The 24,648-nt window shown below is 39.9% G+C and carries 26 protein-coding genes; 8 read left to right on the top strand and 18 right to left on the bottom strand.

Annotated features, from left to right (window positions below; translation table 11 throughout):
• Positions 1 to 21: 21 nt before the first annotated feature.
• The 17 genes from IHV77_RS06350 to glpX all read right to left on the bottom strand — a co-directional run bounded on the left by IHV77_RS06350 (position 22) and on the right by glpX (position 17,542).
• Positions 22 to 606 (bottom strand): sigma-E factor negative regulatory protein, encoded by a 585-nt coding sequence (locus IHV77_RS06350; protein WP_194811169.1) that lies wholly within the window; start codon positions 604 to 606, stop codon positions 22 to 24.
• 19 nt (positions 607 to 625) lie between these two features.
• Positions 626 to 1,201, bottom strand: a complete 576-nt coding sequence (rpoE, locus tag IHV77_RS06345; RefSeq protein ID WP_194811168.1) for an RNA polymerase sigma factor RpoE — start codon at positions 1,199 to 1,201, stop codon at positions 626 to 628.
• Positions 1,202 to 1,315: 114 nt separating this feature from the next.
• The gene (locus IHV77_RS06340) at positions 1,316 to 1,573 is read right to left on the bottom strand and encodes an FAD assembly factor SdhE (protein WP_194811167.1); all 258 of its coding nucleotides are present in this window, start codon (positions 1,571 to 1,573) and stop codon (positions 1,316 to 1,318) included.
• A 77-nt stretch (positions 1,574 to 1,650) separates the two neighbouring features.
• Entirely contained in the window at positions 1,651 to 3,318 is a 1,668-nt protein-coding gene (locus IHV77_RS06335) for a fructose-specific PTS transporter subunit EIIC (protein ID WP_194811166.1), read from the bottom strand.
• Positions 3,319 to 3,322: 4 nt separating this feature from the next.
• Positions 3,323 to 4,264: a 1-phosphofructokinase gene (fruK, locus tag IHV77_RS06330; protein ID WP_194811165.1), complete on the bottom strand. Its 942-nt coding sequence runs from the start codon at positions 4,262 to 4,264 to the stop codon at positions 3,323 to 3,325.
• Positions 4,265 to 4,266: 2 nt separating this feature from the next.
• A complete protein-coding gene (fruB, locus tag IHV77_RS06325; RefSeq protein WP_194811164.1) occupies positions 4,267 to 5,784 on the bottom strand; it encodes a fused PTS fructose transporter subunit IIA/HPr protein in 1,518 nt (505 codons plus the stop codon).
• Between the two features lie 70 nt (positions 5,785 to 5,854).
• Positions 5,855 to 6,376: a hypothetical protein gene (locus IHV77_RS06320; protein WP_194811163.1), complete on the bottom strand. Its 522-nt coding sequence runs from the start codon at positions 6,374 to 6,376 to the stop codon at positions 5,855 to 5,857.
• A 70-nt stretch (positions 6,377 to 6,446) separates the two neighbouring features.
• A complete protein-coding gene (locus tag IHV77_RS06315; RefSeq protein ID WP_194811162.1) occupies positions 6,447 to 7,736 on the bottom strand; it encodes a hemolysin family protein in 1,290 nt (429 codons plus the stop codon).
• 80 nt (positions 7,737 to 7,816) lie between these two features.
• The gene (locus tag IHV77_RS06310; protein ID WP_194811161.1) at positions 7,817 to 8,341 is read right to left on the bottom strand and encodes a DUF1523 family protein; all 525 of its coding nucleotides are present in this window, start codon (positions 8,339 to 8,341) and stop codon (positions 7,817 to 7,819) included.
• A 25-nt stretch (positions 8,342 to 8,366) separates the two neighbouring features.
• Positions 8,367 to 9,149 carry a YchF/TatD family DNA exonuclease gene (locus IHV77_RS06305; protein WP_194811160.1) on the bottom strand — a complete coding sequence of 261 codons (783 nt, stop codon included), beginning with the start codon at positions 9,147 to 9,149 and terminating at the stop codon, positions 8,367 to 8,369.
• 69 nt (positions 9,150 to 9,218) lie between these two features.
• Positions 9,219 to 10,220 (bottom strand): DNA polymerase III subunit delta', encoded by a 1,002-nt coding sequence (locus tag IHV77_RS06300; protein ID WP_194811159.1) that lies wholly within the window; start codon positions 10,218 to 10,220, stop codon positions 9,219 to 9,221.
• Positions 10,217 to 10,849 (bottom strand): dTMP kinase, encoded by a 633-nt coding sequence (gene tmk / locus IHV77_RS06295; RefSeq protein ID WP_194811158.1) that lies wholly within the window; start codon positions 10,847 to 10,849, stop codon positions 10,217 to 10,219. The genes IHV77_RS06300 and tmk overlap by 4 nt, the downstream gene beginning before the upstream one ends.
• 1 nt (position 10,850) lies before the next feature.
• Positions 10,851 to 11,897, bottom strand: coding sequence for an endolytic transglycosylase MltG (mltG, locus tag IHV77_RS06290; protein WP_194811157.1), 1,047 nt, complete (start codon positions 11,895 to 11,897; stop codon positions 10,851 to 10,853).
• Positions 11,898 to 11,962: 65 nt separating this feature from the next.
• Entirely contained in the window at positions 11,963 to 12,895 is a 933-nt protein-coding gene (locus IHV77_RS06285; protein WP_194811156.1) for a peptidylprolyl isomerase, read from the bottom strand.
• Between the two features lie 87 nt (positions 12,896 to 12,982).
• The gene (gene pyrR, locus IHV77_RS06280) at positions 12,983 to 13,522 is read right to left on the bottom strand and encodes a bifunctional pyr operon transcriptional regulator/uracil phosphoribosyltransferase PyrR (RefSeq protein ID WP_194811155.1); all 540 of its coding nucleotides are present in this window, start codon (positions 13,520 to 13,522) and stop codon (positions 12,983 to 12,985) included.
• 250 nt (positions 13,523 to 13,772) lie between these two features.
• Positions 13,773 to 16,196 (bottom strand): DNA topoisomerase (ATP-hydrolyzing) subunit B, encoded by a 2,424-nt coding sequence (gene gyrB, locus IHV77_RS06275; protein WP_194811154.1) that lies wholly within the window; start codon positions 16,194 to 16,196, stop codon positions 13,773 to 13,775.
• A gap of 332 nt (positions 16,197 to 16,528) precedes the next feature.
• Positions 16,529 to 17,542: a class II fructose-bisphosphatase gene (gene glpX / locus IHV77_RS06270; protein ID WP_194811153.1), complete on the bottom strand. Its 1,014-nt coding sequence runs from the start codon at positions 17,540 to 17,542 to the stop codon at positions 16,529 to 16,531.
• A 150-nt stretch (positions 17,543 to 17,692) separates the two neighbouring features.
• Between glpX and zapB the strand changes: the two genes are divergently transcribed.
• From zapB to mnmG, 3 genes are all read left to right on the top strand, one after another.
• Complete coding sequence (gene zapB, locus IHV77_RS06265) at positions 17,693 to 17,911, top strand: cell division protein ZapB (RefSeq protein ID WP_194811152.1); 219 nt, start codon at positions 17,693 to 17,695, stop codon at positions 17,909 to 17,911.
• A 50-nt stretch (positions 17,912 to 17,961) separates the two neighbouring features.
• A complete protein-coding gene (mioC, locus tag IHV77_RS06260; protein WP_194811151.1) occupies positions 17,962 to 18,402 on the top strand; it encodes an FMN-binding protein MioC in 441 nt (146 codons plus the stop codon).
• Positions 18,403 to 18,791: 389 nt separating this feature from the next.
• Positions 18,792 to 20,681, top strand: coding sequence for a tRNA uridine-5-carboxymethylaminomethyl(34) synthesis enzyme MnmG (gene mnmG / locus IHV77_RS06255; RefSeq protein ID WP_194811150.1), 1,890 nt, complete (start codon positions 18,792 to 18,794; stop codon positions 20,679 to 20,681).
• A 294-nt stretch (positions 20,682 to 20,975) separates the two neighbouring features.
• Here the strand turns inward: mnmG and IHV77_RS06250 are convergent, their stop codons facing one another.
• Positions 20,976 to 21,821: an SDR family oxidoreductase gene (locus IHV77_RS06250; RefSeq protein WP_194811149.1), complete on the bottom strand. Its 846-nt coding sequence runs from the start codon at positions 21,819 to 21,821 to the stop codon at positions 20,976 to 20,978.
• A 149-nt stretch (positions 21,822 to 21,970) separates the two neighbouring features.
• Here IHV77_RS06250 and IHV77_RS06245 point away from each other — a divergent pair, with 149 nt between their 5' ends.
• The 5 genes from IHV77_RS06245 (at position 21,971) to atpE (ending at position 24,622) form a co-directional block, all read left to right on the top strand.
• Complete coding sequence (locus tag IHV77_RS06245) at positions 21,971 to 22,348, top strand: winged helix-turn-helix transcriptional regulator (RefSeq protein WP_194811148.1); 378 nt, start codon at positions 21,971 to 21,973, stop codon at positions 22,346 to 22,348.
• Positions 22,349 to 22,397: 49 nt separating this feature from the next.
• Positions 22,398 to 23,009, top strand: coding sequence for a 16S rRNA (guanine(527)-N(7))-methyltransferase RsmG (gene rsmG / locus IHV77_RS06240; RefSeq protein ID WP_194811147.1), 612 nt, complete (start codon positions 22,398 to 22,400; stop codon positions 23,007 to 23,009).
• A 123-nt stretch (positions 23,010 to 23,132) separates the two neighbouring features.
• Complete coding sequence (locus IHV77_RS06235; RefSeq protein ID WP_194811146.1) at positions 23,133 to 23,501, top strand: ATP synthase subunit I; 369 nt, start codon at positions 23,133 to 23,135, stop codon at positions 23,499 to 23,501.
• A 22-nt stretch (positions 23,502 to 23,523) separates the two neighbouring features.
• Entirely contained in the window at positions 23,524 to 24,312 is a 789-nt protein-coding gene (gene atpB, locus IHV77_RS06230) for a F0F1 ATP synthase subunit A (protein ID WP_194811145.1), read from the top strand.
• A 55-nt stretch (positions 24,313 to 24,367) separates the two neighbouring features.
• A complete protein-coding gene (gene atpE / locus IHV77_RS06225) occupies positions 24,368 to 24,622 on the top strand; it encodes a F0F1 ATP synthase subunit C (RefSeq protein ID WP_005539567.1) in 255 nt (84 codons plus the stop codon).
• Positions 24,623 to 24,648 lie beyond the last annotated feature (26 nt).

Raw genomic sequence — 24,648 nt, 5'->3', positions numbered from 1 at the left:
TTATTCGTTCTTATTGGACTATTATTTTGCTTGGTTAGTACCAACATTTAGTGCATCTGCATGCATACGGCGTTGTAATTCATAATTTTGCAACATCGCACCGATACGACGATTTTTTTGTTCCATTTGTTCGGTGTTTGCTACATCTTTTGTCGGAGCATTATAGCTAACTTCCTGAACAGAATTATTAAACGGTAAAGTTTGTAAAATCGGTGTCTCCGGAGCATTATTTACATCGTTTTTAGCATTAAATGATTGAACGCCGATTACCGCCACTAAGCATACACTCGCAGCTACTGCAATTTGAGCCATCGGTGCGAAAAAAGATTTGAATTTACGCATAAACGGCAATTGTTGAACTTCTTCAATAGTCGGTTGAAACTCGGTAATCGCTAATTTCTCGATTTCTTCATTTTCAATTAAATCGGCCATTTTTTCCGTAAAATCTGTGCCTAATAAAACATCACTTTCTTTACGAATAACGGCACGCACCATATGATAGCTTGCCCAAGACTGTTGCAAAGCTTCATCGTTACATAATTCTTCTGTGAATGAAACATCCACTTGTTCGCCATCCATATAGGCTGAAAGTAACTCTTTTTGCATTTTAAACTCCGACTGTATTTTAACGTTGCATAAGCGGTTGTATCTTGTTTTCGATAATTTCACGCGCACGGAAAATTCGAGAACGTACAGTGCCTACAGGACAATCCATAATTCCGGCGATGTCTTCATAACTTAACCCTTCAAGTTCACGAAGCGTTATAGCTGTTTTTAAATCTTCCGGCATATTTTTGATCGTATCAAAAACGATCTTTTCCAATTCTCCGGACAACATTTCATTTTCCGGTGAATCCACATCACGAAGATGGGTTCCCACATCATAGCTTTCGGCATCTTCCGCCAAAATATCCTCGCTCGGCGGACGACGCCCTTGCGCCGTTAAATAATTTTTCGCCGTATTTACGGCAATTCGATATAGCCAAGTGTAGAAAGCACTATCGCCTCGGAAGGATTCAATGGAACGATAGGCTTTAATAAAGGATTCCTGCACAACATCAGGAATATCATTACGCGAGATGTAACGGGTAAGTAACCCTGCTACTTTATTTTGATAACGCGAAACTAATAAGTTAAAGGCTTTTTTATCGCCTTGCTGTACCCTTTCTACCAAAGCTTGATCCGTTAGCTGTTCAGCCATATTTCTCCTAATGCTATGTCTAACACGCCTTAATATTTAAGACAGCAAGCTCTTGTCGCTTTATCTGACATAAGTGATTTAAAAAAGTTCAAAGGTTAAAAATAAATTTGTTTTTTAAATTGTGGAAATCTTTTGTTTTGTTTGAATATATTCCACCATACTCTGTAATTCGGCATCTTCTGCTTTGCCACGATTAAAAAACCAAGAAAATAACTGCAAATCCGTGCTGGCAAGTAAACGAATAAAAATATCTTTTTGTGTGTTAGGTAATTCATCAAAATGCTGTTTATAGAATGGCATAATAATTTTATCTAACTCTAACATTCCACGTCGGCAATCCCATTCAATACGAAGTTTGTTGTATTTTTCCATATTTCCTCCAAGCAAAAGTGCGGTTAAATTTTCCGATGTTTTAAAAACTTTAAAAAAAATAACCGCACTTTTGTTGATTATTCTGTAGCCGGTTTCGGTTTAATCACTGCATAAATAACGCCGGTAATTAAAGCACCTGCCGCAATCGCCGCTAAATAGCGCACAGGTTCGGAAACAAACGGGATCACGAATAATCCGCCGTGTGGCGCTTGTAAGGTAATATCCGAAGCCATTGAAATCGCACCGGCTGCCGCACCACCAATAACAGAGCTGATAATGACACGAATCGGATCCGCTGCAACAAAGGGTAATGCACCTTCTGAAATAAAGCATAAACCTAATACGAAAGAGGCTTTACCCGCATCACGTTGATTTGTCGTGAATTTACTGCGTGCAATCCAAGTGGCAATCGCCATACCGATTGGCGGCACCATACCCGCTGCCATTGCCGCAGCCATCGGAGTATAAACATGTGATGCAATCATTCCTACAGAGAAAGTATATGCCGCTTTGTTTACCGGCCCGCCCATATCGATACACATCATTGCACCGATTAACGTCCCCAACACCATTGCATTTACTTCACCCATGGATTTTAACCATTCGCTCAACGCATTCATTATTTGAGCAACCGGTGGATTGATTACATAAATCATCGCCAAACCAATGATTAACGTACCTAAGAGCGGTAGAATTAAAATCGGTTTTAATGAGGTTAGACTCGCCGGTAACTTAATAATGACATTTAATCCTTTCACCACATAACCGGCAAGGAAACCTGCAACAATACCGCCTAGAATACCGGCACCTGCCGTTGTTGCAAGCATACCGCCGATAAGCCCCGCAGCAAGTCCCGGGCGATCTGCGATGGAGAATGCCACATAACCGGCAAATACGGCGATCATTAAGTGGAACGCTGCACCGCCCCCAATATCCATTAGGGCTTTAGGAATACCGTGGAAAATGGTTTCATCTTTAAAAGCTTCAATCCCAAACATAAAGGAAATTGCGATTAATAAACCACCAGCTACCACCAACGGCAACATATGCGATACACCGGTCATCAAGTGTTTATATACGCCTTTTTTCTCTCTGTTTTCTTCAGTATTCGCTTTCGCATTACCGCCTTCAAACACTTTTGCTTCTTTAAAGGCTTTATCAAATTCTTGTTCGGTTTTCTTTAACGCTAATCCGGTAGAAGTGCGATACATCGGTTTACCTTTGAATTTGTCTAACGGCACATCAATATCCGCCGCAACAAACACAAGATCTGCCGCCGCCACTTCTTCCGGTGTAATTTCATTGCCGGCACCCACTTGACCGCGTGTTTCCACTTTTACGTTCCAACCTTGTTTTTTCGCATAGGCTTCAATGGCTTCGGCCGACATAAAAGTATGCGCTACTCCCGTAGGACAAGCGGTAACCGCTACAATATTTTTCACACCGGAAACAGCGGCAAAATTAACCGCACTTTCTGGTGAATAGTCAACGCCATTTGCCATCGCATTTGCTAAGGTAACTTCCGGTGAGGTCATGGCAATATCAACCCCCACCATAAAGATTTTTTTGCCTGTTAAGGCGGCATTGTTCGGCAGCTGTGAACCGAATACAAGCGCAAGATCGGCTTCTTCGGCATTTTCTACCAATGCAACATTTGCTTTCTGAGCCGCTTCACGAAACACTTCGCGTAATAAATAGGCCTTTGCACTGCCTACATTGTTTGATTGGGTTAAAAATAACTTCATTTTATTATCCTTCAATCACAGTGATTTTTACTTGGTCTAAAATAGGGTTAAGGCGGGCAGGATCACTTACGCCGACATTACTTTGCGATACGGCAAAAGCAGAAACCGCACTGGCAAAAGCCAAGGTTTCCGCTTTTGAGAACCCTTGTTCAACGCCATAAATTAAACCTGCTACCATAGAATCCCCTGCACCTACGGTGCTGACCACATTTTCACATTTTGGCGGTTGTGCTTTCAAAATGCCTTCATTGTTAAGCCACAAAGCCCCTTCTGCACCCATAGAAATAATCACGTTTTCAATACCTTGTGCTTTTAATTGTTGTGCGGCATCGGCGATTTCTTCTACCGTATTTAGTGAATGCCCAATCCAAGCCTCTAATTCACGATGATTCGGTTTCACCAACCAAGGATGCGCTTTTAAACCGGCAGTCAATGCCGCATTGCTACTATCCAGCACAACTTTCACGCCGGCTTGATGTAATTGATTTAACCAGTCGGCGAATAATTCCGGTGTAACACCGCGCGGCAAACTTCCGCACACTGCGACAATGTCGTAATCCAAACAATACGCCAAAGAATCGGCGGCAAATTGTTGCCATGCCGTCGGACTGATTTCGTAACCAAGGAAATTCAAGTCGGTAACATCCGCTTCCGTTTCAGTAATCTTTACATTAATACGGGTTTTACCGGCAACACGATGAAATTTATCTTCCAAGCCTTGTTTTTTGAACATTTGTTCAAAATCGCCTACATTGTCTTCACCCAAAAAACCGCCTACGGCAACATCCGTGCCTAAATCCTTCAGCACTTTTGCCACATTAATGCCTTTGCCGGCAGGGAAAAGCCCTAGGGTTTCAACAGTATTCACTTCACCTAATTCAATACGTGCCAAACGCCCCACTAAATCATAAGCCGCGTTTAGCGTAATAGTTGCAACTCTCGCCATAACTATTCACCTTTCCCTTCGCCAAGGCCTGATTCAATAGCGATGCGAATTCCTTCAACGGCTTCTTTCGCTTGTTCACCGGTCGCCACAAAACGTAAACGGGAGCCTTTTACAGCACCTAATGCGACGATTTTCATTAAGCTTTTTGCACTGACTAATTGAGAATTACGATCAAGATTTTGCACCGCAACCGAAGCATTATATTTTTTAACTTCGTTCACCAGTACTGCACTCGGGCGGGCGTGTAAACCATGTTCATTGTTGATCACAAATACCGCTTCAATGGCATCGGAAGGTAGGCTATTATCTTCTGCTATTGCCGGCGCATAACCCTGTTCAGCCATCACTTCAATGGTATCCGGTTGAGCAGGCGGTACGGACGAAACGCTTTCACCCAAACCTTCCGCAATCACTTTACCAAGTGCTTCGATCGCTTGTTTGGCATCTTCACCTTCTGCAACAAAACGTAAACGATGACCTTGGGTTACGCCTAACGCCACAATTTTCATCAAACTTTTTGCGCTTACCGGCTCGCCACCGCGTGTAAGATTTTGTACGGTAATTTTTGAAGCGAATTTTTTCACTTCATTCACTAAATTAGCGCTTGGACGGGCGTGTAAACCATGCTCGTTACGAACGGTGAAGGTTCCGACAACCGCCCCGCTAACACTTTTCGTTGCCGCAGCTTGTGCAGATTCCCCCCCTAAAAGAGCGGTCAAAATATCGGTAGAATTTCCGTTTAATAAAGCGCTTTGCGCGTCATCTTCCAATAAACGGACTAATGTCGGATTAATCGCCTCATTTACAGCAGCTACCGTAATAACGCCCTTAACCGGCTTGCCGTTATGACTGAAAATGGTCTTCGCACGACTAAACGCCAACGCGTTTTTTAAATTTCCGGAAACCGCATCGGTAACCCATAATCCTTTGCCTAACGGAAGTGCGGCATTACCGATGACTTCGGAAACAAAGCTGTTTTCAACCGCACTTTGCGATTTTAATTGACCCGCATTCATTGCTACTAAAGTAAATAAACTTTGTGTGTTTACATCCAGATGAATATTTTCTTCAGGGATCGTAAAGGCTTCTGTGGATTCGCCCATTAAAGTCGTGCGGAATTGCTCAACATCTGTCATTACGGCTAATTTCGCTGCGGTGTCTTCATCACCAAGTACGTGGGTTAATTGACGCAATAATGCCAAATGTTCATCAGAGCGGGCTGCAATACCAATCACTACATAAACGATGTTGCCTTCGCCCCATTCAATTCCTTGGGGAAATTGAAACACTTGCACCCCGGTTTTTTTCACCATTGAACGGGTTTCTAACGTGCCGTGCGGAATTGCAATACCGTTACCTAAAAAAGTAGAGGTCTGCTGTTCACGATCGAGCATACCTTGTAAATACCCGCTTTCCACATAACCCGCATTTTCCAAAGCTCCAGCAGCCATTTCAATGGCTTGTTGCTTGTTTTCTGCGCTAACATTTAAGTGAATGTTACTTTCCGAAAGTTCTAACATCCTTACTCCTCTGTCTAAGATTTAGAAAAAGAAAAACTGTTGATAGAGTGATCCTCAACAGTTTTATATATTATTTAGCTGTGCAAACCTTTAGCAGCTCATCACTGCCTTTTGCGATATATTCATCATTTTCGCCACGTTCTTTGCCTTTTTTCAGATCACGCATCGCATCGTAGATCCCTTGAGTGATACTCGGTGAATCGAGTTTACTCCAACAGCTTGGGCTTAAACGGTTAAAATTACTTTGTAATGCTTCTCCGTGCAATACACCGCTGTAATAAGCGTACACATCGGAATCATGTCCACCGGTATAAAGTTTGTCTTGAATTTGTTTAATCGGAACTAAAATACGACCTAAGTACCAATCATTTACGCCACTGGCGAAATTATCTACATAGAAATTTTCGTTTACACGACCTTTATAAGTTGCCACTGTTGCCTCATAAGCCGCCGCATAAGATTTTTGATCAATTTTATCTTTATCCAAATCAATCACTTTTTTATCATTCCCCATAAAAGGAATATGTGATGTGATAGAAGAACAAGCTGCAAGCATAATAGAAAATAAAAATACAGATACTTTTTTTAACATAGTTATCCTGTTAAATATAAAATAAACCGGCGCCATTATACTGGCTGCGGCAGATTACGCAAGAAAGCACCTATTCGCTTTCTTTCACCAATGACACTAAAACTTGGTCAATTTTAAAATTTTCAGTATCAATCACTTCAAATTTGTATTTTCCATAAACCAATGAATCGGTCTTTTTCGGAATTTTACGTAGCATATACATCATAAATCCACTGATTGTTTCATAGTTTTCTTCATCCGGAAATTCGATATCTAATACCCGCATTACATCTTCAAGTGGCGTTGCGCCATCAATGAGCCAAGAATTTTCATCACGGCTGATGATTTGCTCTTCTTCATTAGATACCAGTTCACCCATTACAATGCTCATTACGTCATTAAGGGTTACAATCCCGACCACTAAAGCATATTCATTCACAATAATGGCAAAATCTTCACCGGTTGATTTAAACAATTCCAAAACTTCATAAAGAGAAAGGGTATCCGGTACGAACAATGCCTTACGTAAAAGTTTCGGATCGGTTAATGAAACATCCACATTTTTCAAGTACATCGTCAATAATGTATGAGATTCTACATAACCGAGAATTTTATCAAGCCCATTATCGCAAATGACAATTTTGGAATGGGAATCACGGGAAAGGGTATCCATCACGTCTTGTCGACTAAAAGTGCGGTCTAAATACACGATGTTTTCACGCGTTGTCATTGTTGAAGTGACGGTACGTTCCTGCATATCAAAAATATTTTCAATGAGATAATGCTGCTCGGTTTTTAAAACCCCTGCCTCCGCCCCGGCTTCCACCACGGCAACAATATCCTCGGAGGAGATATTGTCATTCCGCAACATAGAAACACCAAGCAGTTTGAAAAGCATATTAGATAAACCATCAAACACCCAAACAATCGGTTTTAGCAAGAATATTAACACTTGCATTATATCAACGGTACGCAATGCCACGGCTTCCGGATTAATCAAAGCAAGACGTTTCGGCATAAGATCCGCAAAAAGAATAAAAGAGCAGGTTACCAAAAAGAAAGCAATCCAAGAAGACGCGGGCTCTACCCAATGAGCTTGCGTGTATTCATACAAAAAATGTTGTAAATGAAGGCTAATGTTAGCCTCACCTATCATCCCACCTAATACGGCAACCATATTCAAACCGATTTGAACAACCGTAATAAAACTTCCCGGTTGTTCTTGTAACTTCAATACTTGTGCGGCTTTTAAGTTGCCTTCATTTGCCATATTTTGCAACTTGATACGGCGTGCCCCCGCTAAAGATATTTCGGCTGCTGATACGACTGCACTAATAATGATTAACAGAATTAACACTAAAATTGCTGCGGATAAACTCATAATATTCTCGTTAAATAGATAGATTTGTTTATTTGATAAAGTGCGGTCAAATTAACCGCACTTTTCTAGAAAGAAGCGATTTAGTTTTCGCTATCAAACCAGCCACGGATAAATTGAATAGAAAGGAATAATGTGATCAATAAGAATGCGTAAAACACCCAAGATAAAATAGGATGACTTGGGGTAACATCTCCGCTGATTTCTTTCACAGAAACCGCATTACGAAATTCGTCAAACATCGTTAAACGCCAACCATAGTATTTTATTTGAACTAACTTGTTTTCATTGCCCATCGCTTGGGCTTCAGCCTGTAAATTCGCCGAACCGAATTTGAAATAGAACGGAAAACCCCAACGGGTATCTTCGTTACGGTACACCATAATTTTTCCGTCATCATTTTGCGTATTAATGTAGTACACATCACGTGTGGGACCGTCCGCCGGATTTGATTTGGTAATCGGGCCGTCTTTATCTACACGTTTTACTTCCACACCGGTCACACGAGTCACATCGTAGTGAGGAAAAACATAGTTCACTACGGAAAACATAAAGCCATGGAAAATAAAGACCACTAGAAATAAAAAGTATTTAAAAAATTTACGCATCATATCTCCTTTAAAAATTGTTTATTTATTCTACACGAATTTTAAATAAACGCTCAAAATTTTGCGTGGTAATCTGTGCAAATTCTTCTGTGGAAAACCCTTTTAATGCTGCCACATATTCACAGACCTCACGTGTATAAGCCGGTTGATTTTCTTTACCGCGATACGGCACCGGTGCAAGATAAGGTGAATCCGTCTCTACTAGCAAACGATCCGCCGGCACATAACGAATCGCTTCACGAAGCGCTTCGGCATTTTTAAACGTAATAATGCCGGAACAAGAAATATAAAATCCTAGATCCAAAGCTTTTTTAGCAAAATCTAAGGTTTCCGTAAAACAGTGAATGACGCCTCCGCACTTTTCCGCCTTATTTTCACGCAACATTGAAATCGTGTCTTCACCTGCCGAGCGTGTATGAATAATCACGGGCTTATTCAGTTGATTTGCAATCTCTATTTGATTGGCAAATACGCTTTGCTGTTCCGCTTTATTATCTGCACTATAATAGTAATCTAAACCGATTTCACCGATGGCAATCACTTTTTTATCCTGTGCTAAACGTAACAAGCGTGTAGCGTCATAAGGTTCCTCTTCAAAATCTAACGGATGAACGCCACAAGCCAATGAAATATTGTCAAATTGACCCAGTGTTTCGTAGGCTTTTTCAAAACGACTTAAAGTAACACCGATAGCAAGCAGGTGTTTTACATCTCGCGCGTAAGCTTTTTCAACGACATCTGCAATATTTTTATGCAGGTTTTCATAATCTAACGCATCTAAATGGCAATGGGAATCAACGATAAACATCTATTATTTATTCCTTATATTTCAGTATGCCGTGGAAAATTGCCACGACTAAATCATTTTTATTTTGAGCTAATTATTTGCTTCAAACACATCCGTTACCAATTTGGTCAATCCGTCTAACAGCATTAATTCTACATTTACGCCATTAATCAAACGCAAATCCGACCGCACTTTTTGCATAATTTTGACGGCTTGCAATAAACCCGGTACGGTTTGTTCATTACTGAATTGTGCCACACCACGGGTCAAATCAGCAATTTGGCGATGACTATTAATTTCAAGTTTGTGTTTCAAGCTGTCGGCAAGAAACGCTAAAATCCAATCCACTTGCTGTATATAACGTTCCTTATCGAATAGCGCAAGAAGTTCTAAAGGCGAACGGCGACGATAAAAGATCCAAAATTGTCGAAGAAAGTTTTTACGTTGTTCAATTAAACCTTGTTGTAACGTTTCCAACGCAAGCAGGGGACGATCTAAATTCATAGCAAGTGCGGTAGAAACATCATCAAAATTGACCGCACTTTCTCCCATATCTTGACTTTGTAACCAATCCCGTGCCGTTTTTTCGTCCGGTATAGGTAATGTCCATACTTGGCAACGGCTGTAAATAGTGGCTAACAAACTCGCCGAGCTATCCGTTTTCAGCAAAAAATGCGTATTCGGACGAGGTTCTTCCAAGGTTTTTAATAATGCGTTAGCGGCGGCTTCCGTTAAATGTTCCGCGCCCTCTACATAGATGACTTTATTGCCGTTTTGCTGCGAATGTTGAGCAACGATTTCGTTAATCTCACGCACTTGATCCACGCCGATATCCTTACCTTCGATAGAACGTAATTCGTGGTAATCCGGGTGGCTATGCGCCTGCATTAAGTGACAGGAATGACATTCTCCGCAAGCTTTACTCCCTTGTGGGTTAATACACATAATTCGGCGGGAAAGCGCATCAAATAACATTTCTGCGCCCAATCCCTGATCAGATTTAATCAATATGGCGTGATGCCCTAATTTTTCCGAGAAAGTCTGAGCTATTTTTACGTAAGTAGGATGAAGCCAAGGATAAAGTGCGGTCATTTTTCGTTATATTTCCACCAATTTTTTACCGCACTTTCAATATCTGCACGCACTTTTTCAATATTTTGTTCAGCATTAATCGTAACGGTTTTCGGGTTATTTTTTACTAATTCCAAATAACGTGAGCGGGTGCGGTGAAAAAAATCCAAATTCATTTGTTCAATACGATCCAGCTCACCACGTCCGCGCGCACGCGCTAATCCTAACGCAGGATCAATATCCAAATAAATGGTCAAATCCGGTTCAAAATGACCTAAAACCGTTTCTTTTAACGTCTGCATAAAATGCGGATCAAGCTGACGTCCTCCGCCTTGATAAGCCTGAGATGACATATCGTGACGATCACCCACCACCCATTTTCCTTGAGCAAGCGCCGGTTTTATGACATTTTCTACCAATTGGATTCGAGCGGCATAAAGCATTAATAATTCCGCTTTATCGGTTACCGGTTCTTCGGTTTCGTGCTTAATAAGCTGACGCAACTTTTCTGCCAAAGGCGTACCGCCCGGTTCTCGGGTAACGATGACATCATGAATACCCAGTTTTTTTAAAATATCCACAACCGCTTGATGTGCCGTGCTTTTTCCCGCACCTTCCAAACCTTCAATGACAATAAATTTTCCGGTCATATTATTTTCCATTTTTCTGACTACGATACCAACGCAAATATTCTTGTACCGCTTTATTATGTTCGTTTAAATTGCGGGTAAATTTATGCCCGCCCGTGCCATCTGCGACAAAATAGTAAAAATCTGTTTTTTCAGGGTGTGAAACCGCTTGTAATGCACTTTCACTCACCATTGCAATAGGGGTTGGCGGTAAGCCGTCAATCACATAGGTATTATAAGGCGTGGGCGTTTCTAAATCTTTTTTACGAATATTGCCGTTGTAACTGTCTCCCATACCGTAAATCACCGTCGGATCCGTTTGTAATTTCATTTTCGCGTTAAGGCGGTTAACAAATACGGAGGCAACTTTGGCTCGTTCCGCCGCAATGCCCGTTTCTTTTTCTACAATAGAAGCAAGTATTAGCATTTCATAAGCATTTGCTAACGGAAGATTTTCATCACGTTCATGCCAAGCTTTATCCAATGCTCTCTTCAAACGATCTGCCGAGCGTTGGAGCAATTCTAAATCCGTAGAATTCGGTGTGTAATTATAAGTATCCGGATATAGCCATCCTTCTATATTTCGCCACTCATAAACGGCTTTTACATCATCGGGAATATTTAGTAATCCAAAGATTTCTTTATCGCTTTTACCTGTTAGGGTTTGTTTTAAGTGCGGTGCTTTTTCAAGATTTTTTCGCCATTCTTTGAAGGTTTTCCCTTCAATAAATCGTACGTTAAATTGAGCCTCTTTACCGGAATTAAGCAGATCTAATACATCTTGTACATTTTTTACACCATTTAAAGAATAAGTGCCCGCTTTAATTTTATTTAATTCAGGTTTTAACTTTAGCAAATACGGAAGTAACTGTGCATTGTCCAATAGTTTTTCTTGCTCAAAAAGTGCGGCTAATTTTTGCCCTGTTGTACCGCGTTCTACAACCAAAAGTTGATCAGGTTGGACATTGACAGTTTCTTGCTGAAAAGCATTCAGTTTTTGATAACCCCAGAAACCGCTACCTGCAACAATTAAAAGAAGAATAATTAAGCTAATAAAAAATTTTTTCATACAAAACAGATAATGAAATAAAAACAACAAAAGGGGCTATCGCCCCTCTCATACAAAATATCAATTTATTTATTAAAATATTGAATATCTGCCACTTTACGTAAAGCTTTTACCCAGTCTTTCGTTACATCTTGTAATTGACTATTCACGATTTTTTCATAAGCCTTTTGACGATACGCATCTTCTGTGCGATCACCATCACGAATACCGGTGACTTCTAAAATATGCCAACCAAACTCTGATTTAAACGGCGCAGAAATTACGCCTTGTTTTGTTGTTTGTACCGCTTTTGCGAAAGGCCCTACATAAGCATCCGGAAATGCATAACCCAAACTACCGCCATTTGCACCGGATAAATAATCTTTAGAATATTTTAATGCGGCATCAGCAAAAGTCATTTTACCGGAAATAATATCCGCTCGAATTTGTGTAAGTTCTGATTTTGCCTGCGCATCATTTAATAACGGATTAAGTTTTAAAAGGATATGACGAACTTCATATTCTTTACCCGTCACTTTTTTCTCTGTGCCGTTAGCTTTTGCTTCTTTCAGCATTTTTTTGCCAAGTTCATCCACTTCTTCACGTGTAATTTGCACACTATTGCTAATCGCACGATCACGAACACCGGACATTATCATTTGGTTCGCAATTTGTTGGGTGAATGCTTTAAGAGAAATCCCTTGATAATCTAGAGCATCTAAAAATTGTCCGTAAGTTAAACCGTTTCTCGCCGCAATGTCTTCCACAATAAGATCCAACTCTTTCGGATTTATCTTTATACCGGATTCTTGAATGGCTTTCTGTACCAAAATATCATCAATGACTTTATTCAATGCGGCTTGATAATCACCTTTTTTACCCATTGCAGCACGTACTTGGCTTTCTAATACAGGAAAGCCATCTACGGTTGCAACCACTCGTTCTTCCGCCTGAACAGAAGAAAACACGAACACACCCAATACGGAAAACAAAAGAAATTTTAGTACAGATTTTTTCATAATTATTTATCTTCAAATAAGCTGATAACCCTTGTTAGAGTATCAATTTTAGATAAGGTTCACAATAGCTTAGAATTATTTTGATAACTATTTCGATAGCAATGCGACTTCATAACAACCGTCATATTTTTGAGTGCGAACCTGCACTTTTTCTTCACGGCTGGTCGGTACGTTTTTTCCTACGTAATCCGCCCGAATAGGTAATTCACGGTGGCCACGATCGACAAAAATCACTAACTCGATCTTTGCCGCACGACCAAAATCAGTAAGTGCGTCCATCGCGGCACGAATCGTTCTTCCCGTAAACAACACGTCATCAATTAAAATAACTTCTTTATCTTTCACATTAAGATACTGCGATGTACCGCTATAAACCGGCATTGGATTTTCAGATTCAGTATGCTGCAAATCATCGCGATAAAATGTAATGTCTAACGCCATTGAAGGAATCTCAATTTGAGCCAAATCGACAATTCTACGCTTAATTAACTCGGCAATTTCCGCACCACGACGCTTAATTCCGACAATAACGACATTATCCAAACGCGGATGTTTTTCAATAATTTCATGAGAAATACGGGAAATAGTCCGTTGAAACTGATTTTCATCAATAATAATCTTTTCCATAATAGATCCAATTTAACAATGAAATATCGGTAAAATATCACAAAAGTGCGGTCGATTTTATCAGTATTATGTATCAGTTCACAAATCATTGTAAGGTGCGTTACGCAAAACTTAACGCACTCTACCCTCGATAAATATTAGATATAAAATTCTCTTGTACGACTGCAACATAATGCCAAATTTAGCCGCACTTTGTTACAAAAAACCGCACATCATTTCAAAGTGCGGTTTTTTATTCTGTTTTTTTAGATTAAATATCTAAATTCGCTCTTAATGCGTTAAGCTCAATAAACTCTCGGCGCGGTTCAACTTCATCTCCCATCAAGGTGGTGAAAAGCTGATCTGCCGCCACCGCATCTTTAATTGAGACTTTCAACATTCGGCGCACATTCGGATCCATTGTGGTTTCCCAAAGCTGATCCGCATTCATTTCACCCAATCCTTTGTAGCGTTGAACTTCTAACCCCTTGCGAGATTCTTTCACCAACCATTCCACCACCTGTTCAAAGGTACGAACCGGCTGCACCTTTTCCCCACGGGAAACATATGCTCCCTCTTCCAACAAGCCGTTTAATTGATTGTTGAGAGAAATAATTTTTGTATATTCATTACCATTGACGAAATCAAAGTTGATGAAATAATCGCTATCAATACCATGTTTGCGTACGGTAATGACCGCTTCATACACTTGACGTTCAGCATTAAATTGGGTACGTACGGAATATTGATGTGCTTCCGTTTCTTTTTCTTCAAGTTGTTGAACGAAAGATTTACCCCAATTTTCAACCGCACTTTCTGATTTCATCATCTCAATTGAAAGCGGTGATTGATAAATCAAACCTTGTAACAATGGCGTTGGATAATAACGGCTTAAACGATCAATCAGTTTTTGTACCGCATTGTATTCCGCCATTAATTTTTCAAACACAAGAGCATTCATTGCCGGCGCATTTTCACTCACATATAACGCAGCACCATCTAAAGCGAGGGTTAATTCGTATTGCTCCATTTCATCCGCATCTTTGATATAACGCTCTTGTTTGCCTTTTTTCACTTTATAAAGCGGCGGCTGGGCGATATACACATAACCGCGCTCAATAAGTTCAGGCATTTGACGATAGAAGAAAGTGAGTAAAAGCGTGCGAATATGTGATCCATCAACATCCGCATCCGTCATAATGATGATATGGTGATAACGCAATTTATCCGGATTATATTCATCACGTCCGATACCACAACCCAGTGCGGTAATAAGCGTTCCGACTTCTTGCGAAGATAACATTTTATCGAAACGGGCTTTTTCAACATTTAGAATTTTTCCTTTTAGCGGAAGAATCGCTTGGGTTTTACGATCACGACCTACTTTGGCAGAGCCACCTGCAGAATCCCCCTCCACCAAGTAAAGCTCCGAGAGAGCAGGATCTTTTTCTTGACAGTCGGCAAGTTTACCCGGCAATCCGGCAATATCCAATGCCCCTTTACGGCGAGTCATCTCACGCGCTTTACGAGCCGCTTCACGGGCGCGGGCCGCCATAATTATTTGGTTTACAATGATTTTTGCATCGGCAGGGTTTTCCAATAAATATTCCTGCATTTTCTCATTCATTGCAGATTCCACCGCACTTTTTACTTCGGAAGAAACTAACTTGTCTTTCGTTTGCGATGAAAATTTAGGATCCGGCACTTTCACGGAAATAATCGCGACCAAGCCTTCCCGGGCATCATCACCTGAAGTGGCGACTTTTTCTTTCTTTAGCAGCCCTTCATTTTCCATATAGCTATTTAAGCTACGGGTCAATGCACCACGAAAACCGGCTAAGTGCGTACCGCCGTCACGTTGCGGAATATTATTGGTGAAGCAATACACGTTTTCATTTACCCCATCATTCCATTGCAATGCAACTTCTACTCCTATCCCATCTTTCTCAGCGGCGAAATAAAAAGGTTTAGAATGAATCGGATTTTTATTTTTATTCAAATATTCAACGAAAGCCTGTATCCCGCCTTCGTAATGAAAGTGATCCTCCGTGCCATCACGCTTGTCCACCAAACGGATAGATACGCCGGAATTTAAAAATGAAAGTTCACGCAAACGTTTTGCTAAAATTTTATAATCAAATGTAGTGATTGCAAAAATTTCCGTACTTGGCCAAAAACGCACTGTCGTACCGGTCATTTCCGTATCACCAATAATCGTTAATGGAGATTGAGGCTCACCCAAATGATAAAACTGCTCGTGCACATGACCTTGACGGCGAATAGTAAGTTGTAATTTATCGGAAAGGGCATTGACGACAGATACCCCCACACCGTGCAGACCACCGGATACTTTATAAGAATTGTCGTCAAATTTACCGCCTGCGTGAAGAACGGTCATAATCACTTCTGCGGCGGAAACACCTTCTTCCGGATGAATATCTACAGGAATACCGCGACCGTCATCTTGTACCGATACGGAATTATCATCGTGAATCGTTACGATAATATCGGAGCAATGACCTGCTAAAGCTTCATCAATGGCATTATCCACCACCTCAAACACCATATGGTGTAAGCCGGTGCCGTCATCAGTATCACCAATATACATACCCGGGCGTTTACGTACGGCATCAAGTCCTTTCAATACTTTAATACTGGATGCGCCATAGTTATCGGTCACGGTTGTTTCTGACATAATTTATCTCTGTTTGTAAGTGAAAATTGTGCGAGATTATAGCAAAAAATAGGAGCATTGGCGAAAGGTTTGAAGAAAGTAAGTGCGGTTAAAATTCCCAGTATTATGTAGCACTTGCACAAATCATCGTAGGGTGCGTTAGGCAAAGCCGTAACGCACCAAGTAACAAGATTTAATGGTGCGTTACGCAAAGCTTAACGCACCCTGTCCCCGATAAAGATTGAATTTGTGCGATTAATACATAATACCGAAAATTCCTGCTGAATTTCGACCGCACTTTAGGAAAATCCTCAAAGGTAAAACACCAAAATGAGATTTTTAGGAAGGGGAAATTAGTTATTCAATATTTTATAAATCTCAGTATCTTTTCGATCCAAATAGTGAATCGATTGAATTTTACGAATAGTTCGCGATTTCCCTCGAATCAGAATGGTTTCTGTAGTCGCAAGCATTCCTTTACGTGAAATGCCTTTTAACAATTCACCGTGCGTAATACCTGTGGCGGCAAAAACCAAATTATCATCTCGAACCAAATCTTCCAGCTTCAATACTTCATTAACTTTTACACCTAATTCTTCACAACGCCGGATTTCCTCTGCGGCAATTTTTTGATTTTCTTCCGTATTGCCTTTTACTTCATTATGCGGAATCAAGCGCGCTTGCATATCACCGCCTAACGCCCGTACTGCCGCAGCCGCAGCCACGCCTTCCGGTGCGCCGCCAATGCCATATACCATATCCACTTCGGCATCAGGCAAGCAACATAATACGGAAGCGGCAACATCACCATCGGGGATCGCCATAACACGGATCCCTAAATTATGCATTTGCTGAATAACGACCTCGTGACGAGGTTTTGCCAACACCATAACGGTTAAATCAGATAAAGATTTACCCAAACGGGAAGCGGTTCGGCGAAGGTTCTGTTCGATAGGTAAATTCAGATCTATCATGCCTTTCACCTCAGGCCCTACGACAATTTTTTCCATGTACATATCCGGTGCTTTTAAGAAGGTGCGTTTACCTCCTGCGGCTAAAACGGAAATCGCATTGGATTGTCCCATTGCGGTCATACGCGTGCCATCAATAGGATCAACGGCAATCGAAACAAGCTCACCATTACCCGAACCGACTTTTTCGCCGATATAAAGCATCGGTGCTTTATCAATTTCACCTTCGCCAATGACGATTTCACCATCCATATGGATCAAATTCAGCATATATCGCATTGCTTTTACCGCCGCTTCATCCGCTGCATTTTTATTACCCCGCCCAAGCCAAGTATGTGCCGCCAATGCCGCAGCTTCCGTTACACGGGAAAATTCAATAGCCAATGCACGATTCATTCTTCATCTCCATTTCGTTCCAAGCAAAAATTGCGCTATTCTAACACTATGCAAACGTTTGCATAATAAATTTTTAAGGAAGGCTTTAAAAAGAAAAATGAAGTGGGTACAATAAGATCATTTCGGACGTTATTTTAAAAGGAAATCACTATGTCATTAGAAATTTTAAACCAGCTTGAAGATAAAATTAAACAAGCGGTAGAAACCATTCAATTACTTCAACTTGAAGTGGAAGAATTAAAAGAACAAAATAGCCAAGCTCAGCAAACCGTTGAATCATTACAAAATGAAAACGAGCAATTAAAAAATGAGCACCGTAACTGGCAAGAACACATTCGTTCATTACTTGGTAAATTCGACAACGTTTAATCACACTAAAAGGCTTAGAAAATCTAAGCCTTTTTCTTTAGGGATTATTTATGAAAATTTGTATTCTTTCCGGCAGTACATTAGGGACTGCCGAATATGTTGCGGAACATTTAGAAAATATTTTAGAAACACAAGGATTTTCGACCGCACTTTTTCATAGCGCAAATTATGATGAAGTGATCAATGAGCCGTTATGGCTTATCGTCACTTCTACCCATGGTGCGGGTGAAATACCTGATAACTTACGGTCTCTTTTTGAAAAAATCGAAAAATCGGAAATCAATCTTGCTCGGTTGCGCTTTGCTATCGTGGCTTTAGGTAATTCTGATTACGACACGTTCTGTTATGCCGCAAAACAGATAGAAGAAATCTTAATACAAAAAAGTGCGGTCAAAATTTGTGATACTTTAAAAATTGACGTGCTAAATGTAGAAGATCCGGAAAATTACAGTGAACAATGGCTTCCTCAATTTACTCAAAGTCTTGCTTGATTTTTGTTTAGAAACGATGATTTTCACGATCATCGTTTTTTGTCATCTGTGGATAACTTTACATAAACCTGTCAAAAAGCTGTATTTTCTCACTGAGTAAAATAGAAAATTTTATGTTCTGTGGATAAAAATGCAAATTATCCACAACAAATAAACCTCATTGATCTAACAGATCAACATTCTTTGATAAGATCTAACTTCTTCATTTGTAACAAGAAAAGGATCTTACTCACAGGATCTGGTGATCCTAATAGTAACAATAATAAGATCTTTATATATAAAAAAAGATCTTAGATCTATTAGCTGTCGATCCCAATTCTTACTTTCAAGCAAAACCGAATTTTTGTAGAATAACGCTAATTTTTAGATCCGAATAAATAGAGAAAATAATGTTTTATACAGAAACTTACGATGTGATTGTTATCGGTGGCGGACATGCCGGCACAGAAGCCGCACTTGCACCGGCACGTATGGGATTAAAAACCCTTTTATTAACACATAATGTTGATACTTTAGGACAAATGTCTTGTAATCCGGCGATTGGTGGAATCGGTAAAGGCCATTTAGTAAAAGAAGTAGATGCCATGGGTGGTTTAATGGCCCATGCTGCGGATAAAGCCGGGATCCAATTTCGCACATTAAATAGCAGTAAAGGGCCTGCTGTACGAGCAACAAGGGCACAGGCGGATCGTGTGTTATACCGCCAGGCTGTACACACAGCCCTTGAGAATCAACCTAACCTTGATATTTTCCAACAAGAAGCCACGGATATTTTGATCGAGCAAGATCGTGTAACCGGTATTTCCACTAAAATGGGGCTGACATTTCGTGCAAAATCCGTCATTTTAACGGCAGGCACGTTTTTAGCCGGTAAGATCCACATAGGCTTAGAAAATTACGAGGGTGGTCGTGCGGGAGATCCTGCTTCAGTAAGCCTTTCTCATCGATTAAGGGAGCTCGGATTACGTGTAGATCGTCTAAAAACCGGTACACCGCCACGTATTGATGCACGTACGATTAATTTCGATATATTGGTAAAACAGCATGGTGACGCCGTATTACCGGTATTTTCTTTTATGGGATCGGTTTCCGAGCATCCGCAACAAATTTCTTGTTATATCACGCATACTAATGAGCAAACTCACGAAGTGATCCGCAATAATTTAGATCGCAGCCCTATGTATACCGGTGTGATTGAAGGAATTGGACCACGTTATTGTCCGTCTATTGAAGATAAAGTGATGCGTTTTGCCGATCGTAATTCCCACCAAATTTATCTTGAACCGGAAGGCTTAACCAGTAATGAAGTTTATCCGAACGGCATTTCTACCAGTCTGCCGTTTGATGTGCAAATGAAGATCGTCAATTCAATGAAAGGATTGGAAAATGCAAGGATCGTCAAACCGGGTTATGCGATTGAATACGATTATTTCGATCCGCGTGATCTAAAACCTACTTTAGAAACCAAATCCATATCGGGTTTATTCTTTGCCGGTCAAATCAACGGAACAACAGGCTATGAAGAAGCGGCGGCACAAGGTTTACTTGCCGGAATTAATGCCGGACTTTATGTACAGGAAAAAGAAGCTTGGTTTCCACGTCGTGATCAGGCCTATATCGGCGTACTTGTTGATGATCTCTGTACATTAGGTACAAAAGAGCCTTACCGTGTATTTACCTCTCGTGCAGAATACCGTTTATTGCTACGTGAAGATAATGCCGATATTCGCTTAACGCCGATCGCGCATGATTTAGGATTAATTGATGAGACGCGTTGGGCACGTTTTAATCAAAAAATGGAAAATATTGAACTTGAACGCCAACGTTTACGCAGCATCTGGTTACATCCGCATTCAGAATATTTGGAAGAGGCTAATAATGTTTTGAGTAGTCCGTTGGTTCGTGAAGCGAACGGAGAAGATTTATTGCGTCGTCCGGAAATGAATTACGAGATTTTAACTTCACTTACGCCTTATCAGCCGGCAATGGAAGATAAAGAAGCCGTAGAACAAGTAGAAATTGCGATTAAGTATCAAGGCTATATTGAACATCAACAAGAAGAAATCGAAAAACAAAAACGCCATGAAAATACGGTGATTCCACCGCACTTTGATTATTCAAAAGTTTCCGGATTATCAAATGAAGTGCGTGCGAAGTTGGAACAACATCGCCCTGTATCTATCGGGCAAGCAAGCCGTATTTCCGGTATTACACCGGCAGCAATTTCCATTATTTTAGTAAATTTAAAAAAACAAGGAATGTTAAAACGTGGGGAATAAATTTTTGTTAGCTTAGGAAAAAAGTGCGGTCAATTTTTACGGTATTGTGTATCAGTTGCACAAAACAGAGTAGGGTGTGTTAGCCAAAGGCTCAACGCACCGTTAAACTCAAGTTTGGTGCTTTATGGAACCCCTAACTCCCCCCTACATTTGAATTAAAAAACAGCTTTTTTGCAACGATACACAATATCGAATTTTTACATGATCGCTTTAAGCGATTGTTATTCCTTACGGCACTGTTGGTAAGCTAAGGTTCAAAATCTAGAGATTTTATGACCGCACTTTTTGTTCTCATTATAAAGCCTGTTTTATCGCCACACCTAATCCCGCAGTTGGGCGACCCAGTAATTTTTCTAAAGTTTTATCTTCCGAGAATAATGCACCATTTGCGGCATTAGCATCACATTCGGCTAAAAATTTAGCTAATTCTTCCGGTAAACCGGCTTGTACTAATGCTTTAGCGTAATCCGTAGTTGGAAGATCAATATAAGGAATTTCTTTTCCTGTTTGTTTACTTATTTCAGCAGCGAGTTCGGCAAGGGTATAACTACTTGAACCTGCAAGCTCATAGGTTTGGTTTTCATGACCCTCACCCAATGCTACATTCACCGCTGCTTCAGCTAATTCCGCACGTAATGCCGAGGAAATTTTTCCCTCTTTTGCCGAACCATAGAATGCGTTGTTTGCAATTGCAGCGGGAATTGAGGCGGTATAGTTTTCAGTGTACCATCCGTTACGTAAAATCGTATAGGTTATACCTGAATCCTTGAGTACGGATTCCGTTTCTAGGTGTTCATCGGCTAATGATTTTATTGTGTTGACCTGATCCGCACCTAATAAACTTGTATAAATGATATGTTTTACACCGGCTTTTTTGGCAGATTCAATCACATTGGTATGCTGTTGAGTACGTTGCCCCACCTCACTACTTGAAACTAAAATCAAGGTATCTACCCCCTGTAATGCTTCCACTTGACCTTCTTTTTTTGAATAGTCAAATGCACGCGCTTCTGTATCTAAAATTTTTGCAGGATTACGCACAAGCGCAATAACATTGGCATTTTTTGATTTTAAGAAATCTAATGCGATTGCACCGAACTGACCGGTTGCACCTGTAATAGCAATAGTTTGTTTCATCATAGTATTGTCCTCTTAAAGTTAGTTAAATTGAGTCTTTGATTATCGGTTCAATGTGGCGTATTATATCCATTAACTTACTTTTAGGAAGTACTTACATAAATGTAAGTTTGTGAAAGGTTTATAACAAATTGATTTTTAAAGGTTAAAAAATGGAAAAAATGTATGAACGGGGAAATGTACTGAAATCTGATTGCGCCTCTCGTCAAATTTTGCAACATCTGATCGGCCGTTGGGGAGTATTGGTGCTTGTTGCACTCCATTCGGGTACAAAACGATTTAGTGAATTACGTCGTGAAATTGATGGAATAAGTGAACGTATGTTAACCAAAACATTACAAGAGTTGGAAGAGGATGGTATGTTAATTCGCAAATCTTATAATACCGTGCCTCCGCACGTGGATTATACTTTAACGGAATTTGGAGTGCAGGCATCACAAAAAATACTTGAGCTGGTAGATTGGTTGGAAACAAACTTACCAAGCATTTTACTGAATAAAAATAAGGTTAAAAAACAAAAAGGATTTTGACCGCACTTTCAAGTAAAATAGCGGCTTTCTTAAAAAAGGACATTGATCAATGAAAGTAAAATTAGACAGTCTTCTTGCGCAAGTAAATATTCAATTAAAGGATCAACAAAAACAACAGCTGATAGATCTTGTTAATTTACTGAATAAATGGAATAAAGCCTATAATTTAACCTCCGTACGGGATCCGCTGGAAATGTTGGTAAAGCATATTTTAGATAGCCTTGTCGTAAGCCCTTATTTGCAAGGTGAACGTTTTATTGATGTAGGTACAGGCCCCGGTTTACCGGGATTGCCCTTGGCTATAGCAAACCCTGATAAGCAATTTATCTTATTGGATAGCCTTGGTAAACGTATCAGTTTTATTCGTAATGCAGTACGTGAGTTACAACTAACCAATGTTATTCCCGTGTTGAGTCGTGTAGAAGAATATCAGCCTGAAGAAAAATTTGACGGCGTATTAAGCCGTGCTTTCGCTTCACTTAAAGATATGACGGATTGGTGTCATCATTTACCGAAAGAAAATGGGCATTTTTATGCGCTAAAAGGACTTTATCAAGAAGATGAAGTTCAAGAATTAGATAAAAAATATACGATTCAACAAGTGATAAAATTAGATGTGCCGGAACTTGTGGGTGAACGACATTTGATCATTCTGCGTTAAATGATTACATTTTTGTAAATTATTTTTTAAAAGTGTGATTTAGTTAACGTTTTTTAATAGCTTTTAAGTTGAATCTGATTTTTTCAAGAGTATAATTAACGGGATTTAAGGTTATTGAAAGTGATGTCAAAAGTTATCCAACAAGCGAAAATTCAGTACCAAAAAGCGATTCAAATTGAAATAGTCATTATGTTGGTGTTTGCTTGTTTTTTGGCTTTTGGACAAATAAGAAGCGCACTTGATTTTCTGTATGGATTTCTTTCTGCATTACTTCCTTTCGGTCTTTTTGTTTATATCGTGTTTTATCGAAATTTATCTGCAAAATTAACCGCACTTTATAAAGGCGAGGCAATAAAGTTTGCATTCACGATTATATTGATTATCACATCGTTTAAATGGCTTTCGGTCACAAATTTTGTGGTTTTCTTTAGTGGTTTTTTTATAGCCTTAATGTTGAATAATTTAGTTCCATTTTTGCTTCGTCGAATTTGATTTTTTATACTAAGGGTTCGTTATGTCTGGACAAACAACATCGGAATATATTAGTCATCATCTATCCTTTCTTAAAACGGGGGACGGGTTTTGGCATGTTCATGTGGATACCTTATTTTTTTCTATTTTATCTGCCGTTATTTTTCTCTTTATCTTCTCTCGTGTAGCTAAAAAAGCTACAGCCGGCGTTCCCGGAAAAATGCAATGCTTGGTTGAGATTATAGTCGAATGGGTTGATGGTATTGTTAGAGAAAATTTTCACGGGCCGCGTAATGTGATCGCACCGCTGGCGTTAACAATTTTCTGCTGGGTCTTTATAATGAATGCGATTGACTTAGTTCCCGTTGATTTTCTACCTCAATTCGCCGCACTGTTTAATATTCATTATTTAAGAGCCGTACCGACAGCCGATATTAGTGCAACACTTGGTATGTCTATCTGTGTTTTCTTCTTAATTCTTTTCTATACCGTTAAATCCAAAGGTTTTAAAGGGCTGGTAAAAGAATATACGCTTCATCCGTTTAATCACTGGGCGTTTATTCCCGTTAACTTTATTTTGGAAACGGTAACTTTACTGGCTAAACCTATTTCTCTCGCATTTCGTCTCTTTGGTAATATGTATGCGGGGGAATTGATCTTTATTCTTATTGCTGTGATGTATTCCGCTAATATGGCTATTGCGGCATTAGGGATTCCTTTACATCTTGCTTGGGCTATTTTCCATATATTGGTTATAACGTTACAAGCGTTTATTTTTATGATGTTAACCGTTGTTTATTTAAGTATTGCTTACAATAAAGCGGATCATTAACCATTTTTTATTAACCGGCCCTAGGGCTAAAACTTAACTTCTATTGGAGAACATTATGGAAACTGTAATTACAGCTACAATCATCGGGGCATCGATTCTTCTTGCATTTGCTGCATTAGGGACCGCAATTGGTTTTGCTATCTTAGGCGGCAAATTTTTAGAATCTTCAGCGCGTCAACCTGAGCTTGCATCAAGTTTGCAAACTAAAATGTTTATTGTGGCAGGTCTTTTAGATGCGATTGCGATGATTGCGGTTGGTATTTCCTTACTATTCATCTTTGCTAATCCATTTATCGGTTTATTACAATAATCCTTTATTTGCTTATCAACGTAAAA

The organism is Rodentibacter haemolyticus (assembly GCF_015356115.1).
Lineage (GTDB): Bacteria > Pseudomonadota > Gammaproteobacteria > Enterobacterales > Pasteurellaceae > Rodentibacter > Rodentibacter haemolyticus.
This window is presented reverse-complemented; position numbering and strand designations above follow the sequence as displayed.

What these genes read in the sequence shown, in the direction of transcription:
- mioC (WP_194811151.1), top strand. Translation starts at nt 17,962, where the DNA reads ATGAAAATTTGTATTCTTTCCGGCAGTACATTAGGGACTGCCGAATAT.
- atpB (WP_194811145.1), top strand. Translation starts at nt 23,524, where the DNA reads ATGTCTGGACAAACAACATCGGAATATATTAGTCATCATCTATCCTTT.
- glpX (WP_194811153.1), bottom strand. Translation starts at nt 17,542, where the DNA reads ATGAATCGTGCATTGGCTATTGAATTTTCCCGTGTAACGGAAGCTGCG.
- IHV77_RS06300 (WP_194811159.1), bottom strand. Translation starts at nt 10,220, where the DNA reads ATGACCGCACTTTATCCTTGGCTTCATCCTACTTACGTAAAAATAGCT.
- mnmG (WP_194811150.1), top strand. Translation starts at nt 18,792, where the DNA reads ATGTTTTATACAGAAACTTACGATGTGATTGTTATCGGTGGCGGACAT.
- tmk (WP_194811158.1), bottom strand. Translation starts at nt 10,849, where the DNA reads ATGACCGGAAAATTTATTGTCATTGAAGGTTTGGAAGGTGCGGGAAAA.
- fruK (WP_194811165.1), bottom strand. Translation starts at nt 4,264, where the DNA reads ATGGCGAGAGTTGCAACTATTACGCTAAACGCGGCTTATGATTTAGTG.
- IHV77_RS06320 (WP_194811163.1), bottom strand. Translation starts at nt 6,376, where the DNA reads ATGTTAAAAAAAGTATCTGTATTTTTATTTTCTATTATGCTTGCAGCT.
- gyrB (WP_194811154.1), bottom strand. Translation starts at nt 16,196, where the DNA reads ATGTCAGAAACAACCGTGACCGATAACTATGGCGCATCCAGTATTAAA.
- IHV77_RS06250 (WP_194811149.1), bottom strand. Translation starts at nt 21,821, where the DNA reads ATGATGAAACAAACTATTGCTATTACAGGTGCAACCGGTCAGTTCGGT.
- IHV77_RS06315 (WP_194811162.1), bottom strand. Translation starts at nt 7,736, where the DNA reads ATGAGTTTATCCGCAGCAATTTTAGTGTTAATTCTGTTAATCATTATT.
- mltG (WP_194811157.1), bottom strand. Translation starts at nt 11,897, where the DNA reads ATGAAAAAATTTTTTATTAGCTTAATTATTCTTCTTTTAATTGTTGCA.
- IHV77_RS06350 (WP_194811169.1), bottom strand. Translation starts at nt 606, where the DNA reads ATGCAAAAAGAGTTACTTTCAGCCTATATGGATGGCGAACAAGTGGAT.
- zapB (WP_194811152.1), top strand. Translation starts at nt 17,693, where the DNA reads ATGTCATTAGAAATTTTAAACCAGCTTGAAGATAAAATTAAACAAGCG.
- rsmG (WP_194811147.1), top strand. Translation starts at nt 22,398, where the DNA reads ATGAAAGTAAAATTAGACAGTCTTCTTGCGCAAGTAAATATTCAATTA.
- atpE (WP_005539567.1), top strand. Translation starts at nt 24,368, where the DNA reads ATGGAAACTGTAATTACAGCTACAATCATCGGGGCATCGATTCTTCTT.
- pyrR (WP_194811155.1), bottom strand. Translation starts at nt 13,522, where the DNA reads ATGGAAAAGATTATTATTGATGAAAATCAGTTTCAACGGACTATTTCC.
- fruB (WP_194811164.1), bottom strand. Translation starts at nt 5,784, where the DNA reads ATGTTAGAACTTTCGGAAAGTAACATTCACTTAAATGTTAGCGCAGAA.
- IHV77_RS06305 (WP_194811160.1), bottom strand. Translation starts at nt 9,149, where the DNA reads ATGTTTATCGTTGATTCCCATTGCCATTTAGATGCGTTAGATTATGAA.
- IHV77_RS06235 (WP_194811146.1), top strand. Translation starts at nt 23,133, where the DNA reads ATGTCAAAAGTTATCCAACAAGCGAAAATTCAGTACCAAAAAGCGATT.
- rpoE (WP_194811168.1), bottom strand. Translation starts at nt 1,201, where the DNA reads ATGGCTGAACAGCTAACGGATCAAGCTTTGGTAGAAAGGGTACAGCAA.
- IHV77_RS06310 (WP_194811161.1), bottom strand. Translation starts at nt 8,341, where the DNA reads ATGCGTAAATTTTTTAAATACTTTTTATTTCTAGTGGTCTTTATTTTC.
- IHV77_RS06335 (WP_194811166.1), bottom strand. Translation starts at nt 3,318, where the DNA reads ATGAAGTTATTTTTAACCCAATCAAACAATGTAGGCAGTGCAAAGGCC.
- IHV77_RS06340 (WP_194811167.1), bottom strand. Translation starts at nt 1,573, where the DNA reads ATGGAAAAATACAACAAACTTCGTATTGAATGGGATTGCCGACGTGGA.
- IHV77_RS06245 (WP_194811148.1), top strand. Translation starts at nt 21,971, where the DNA reads ATGGAAAAAATGTATGAACGGGGAAATGTACTGAAATCTGATTGCGCC.
- IHV77_RS06285 (WP_194811156.1), bottom strand. Translation starts at nt 12,895, where the DNA reads ATGAAAAAATCTGTACTAAAATTTCTTTTGTTTTCCGTATTGGGTGTG.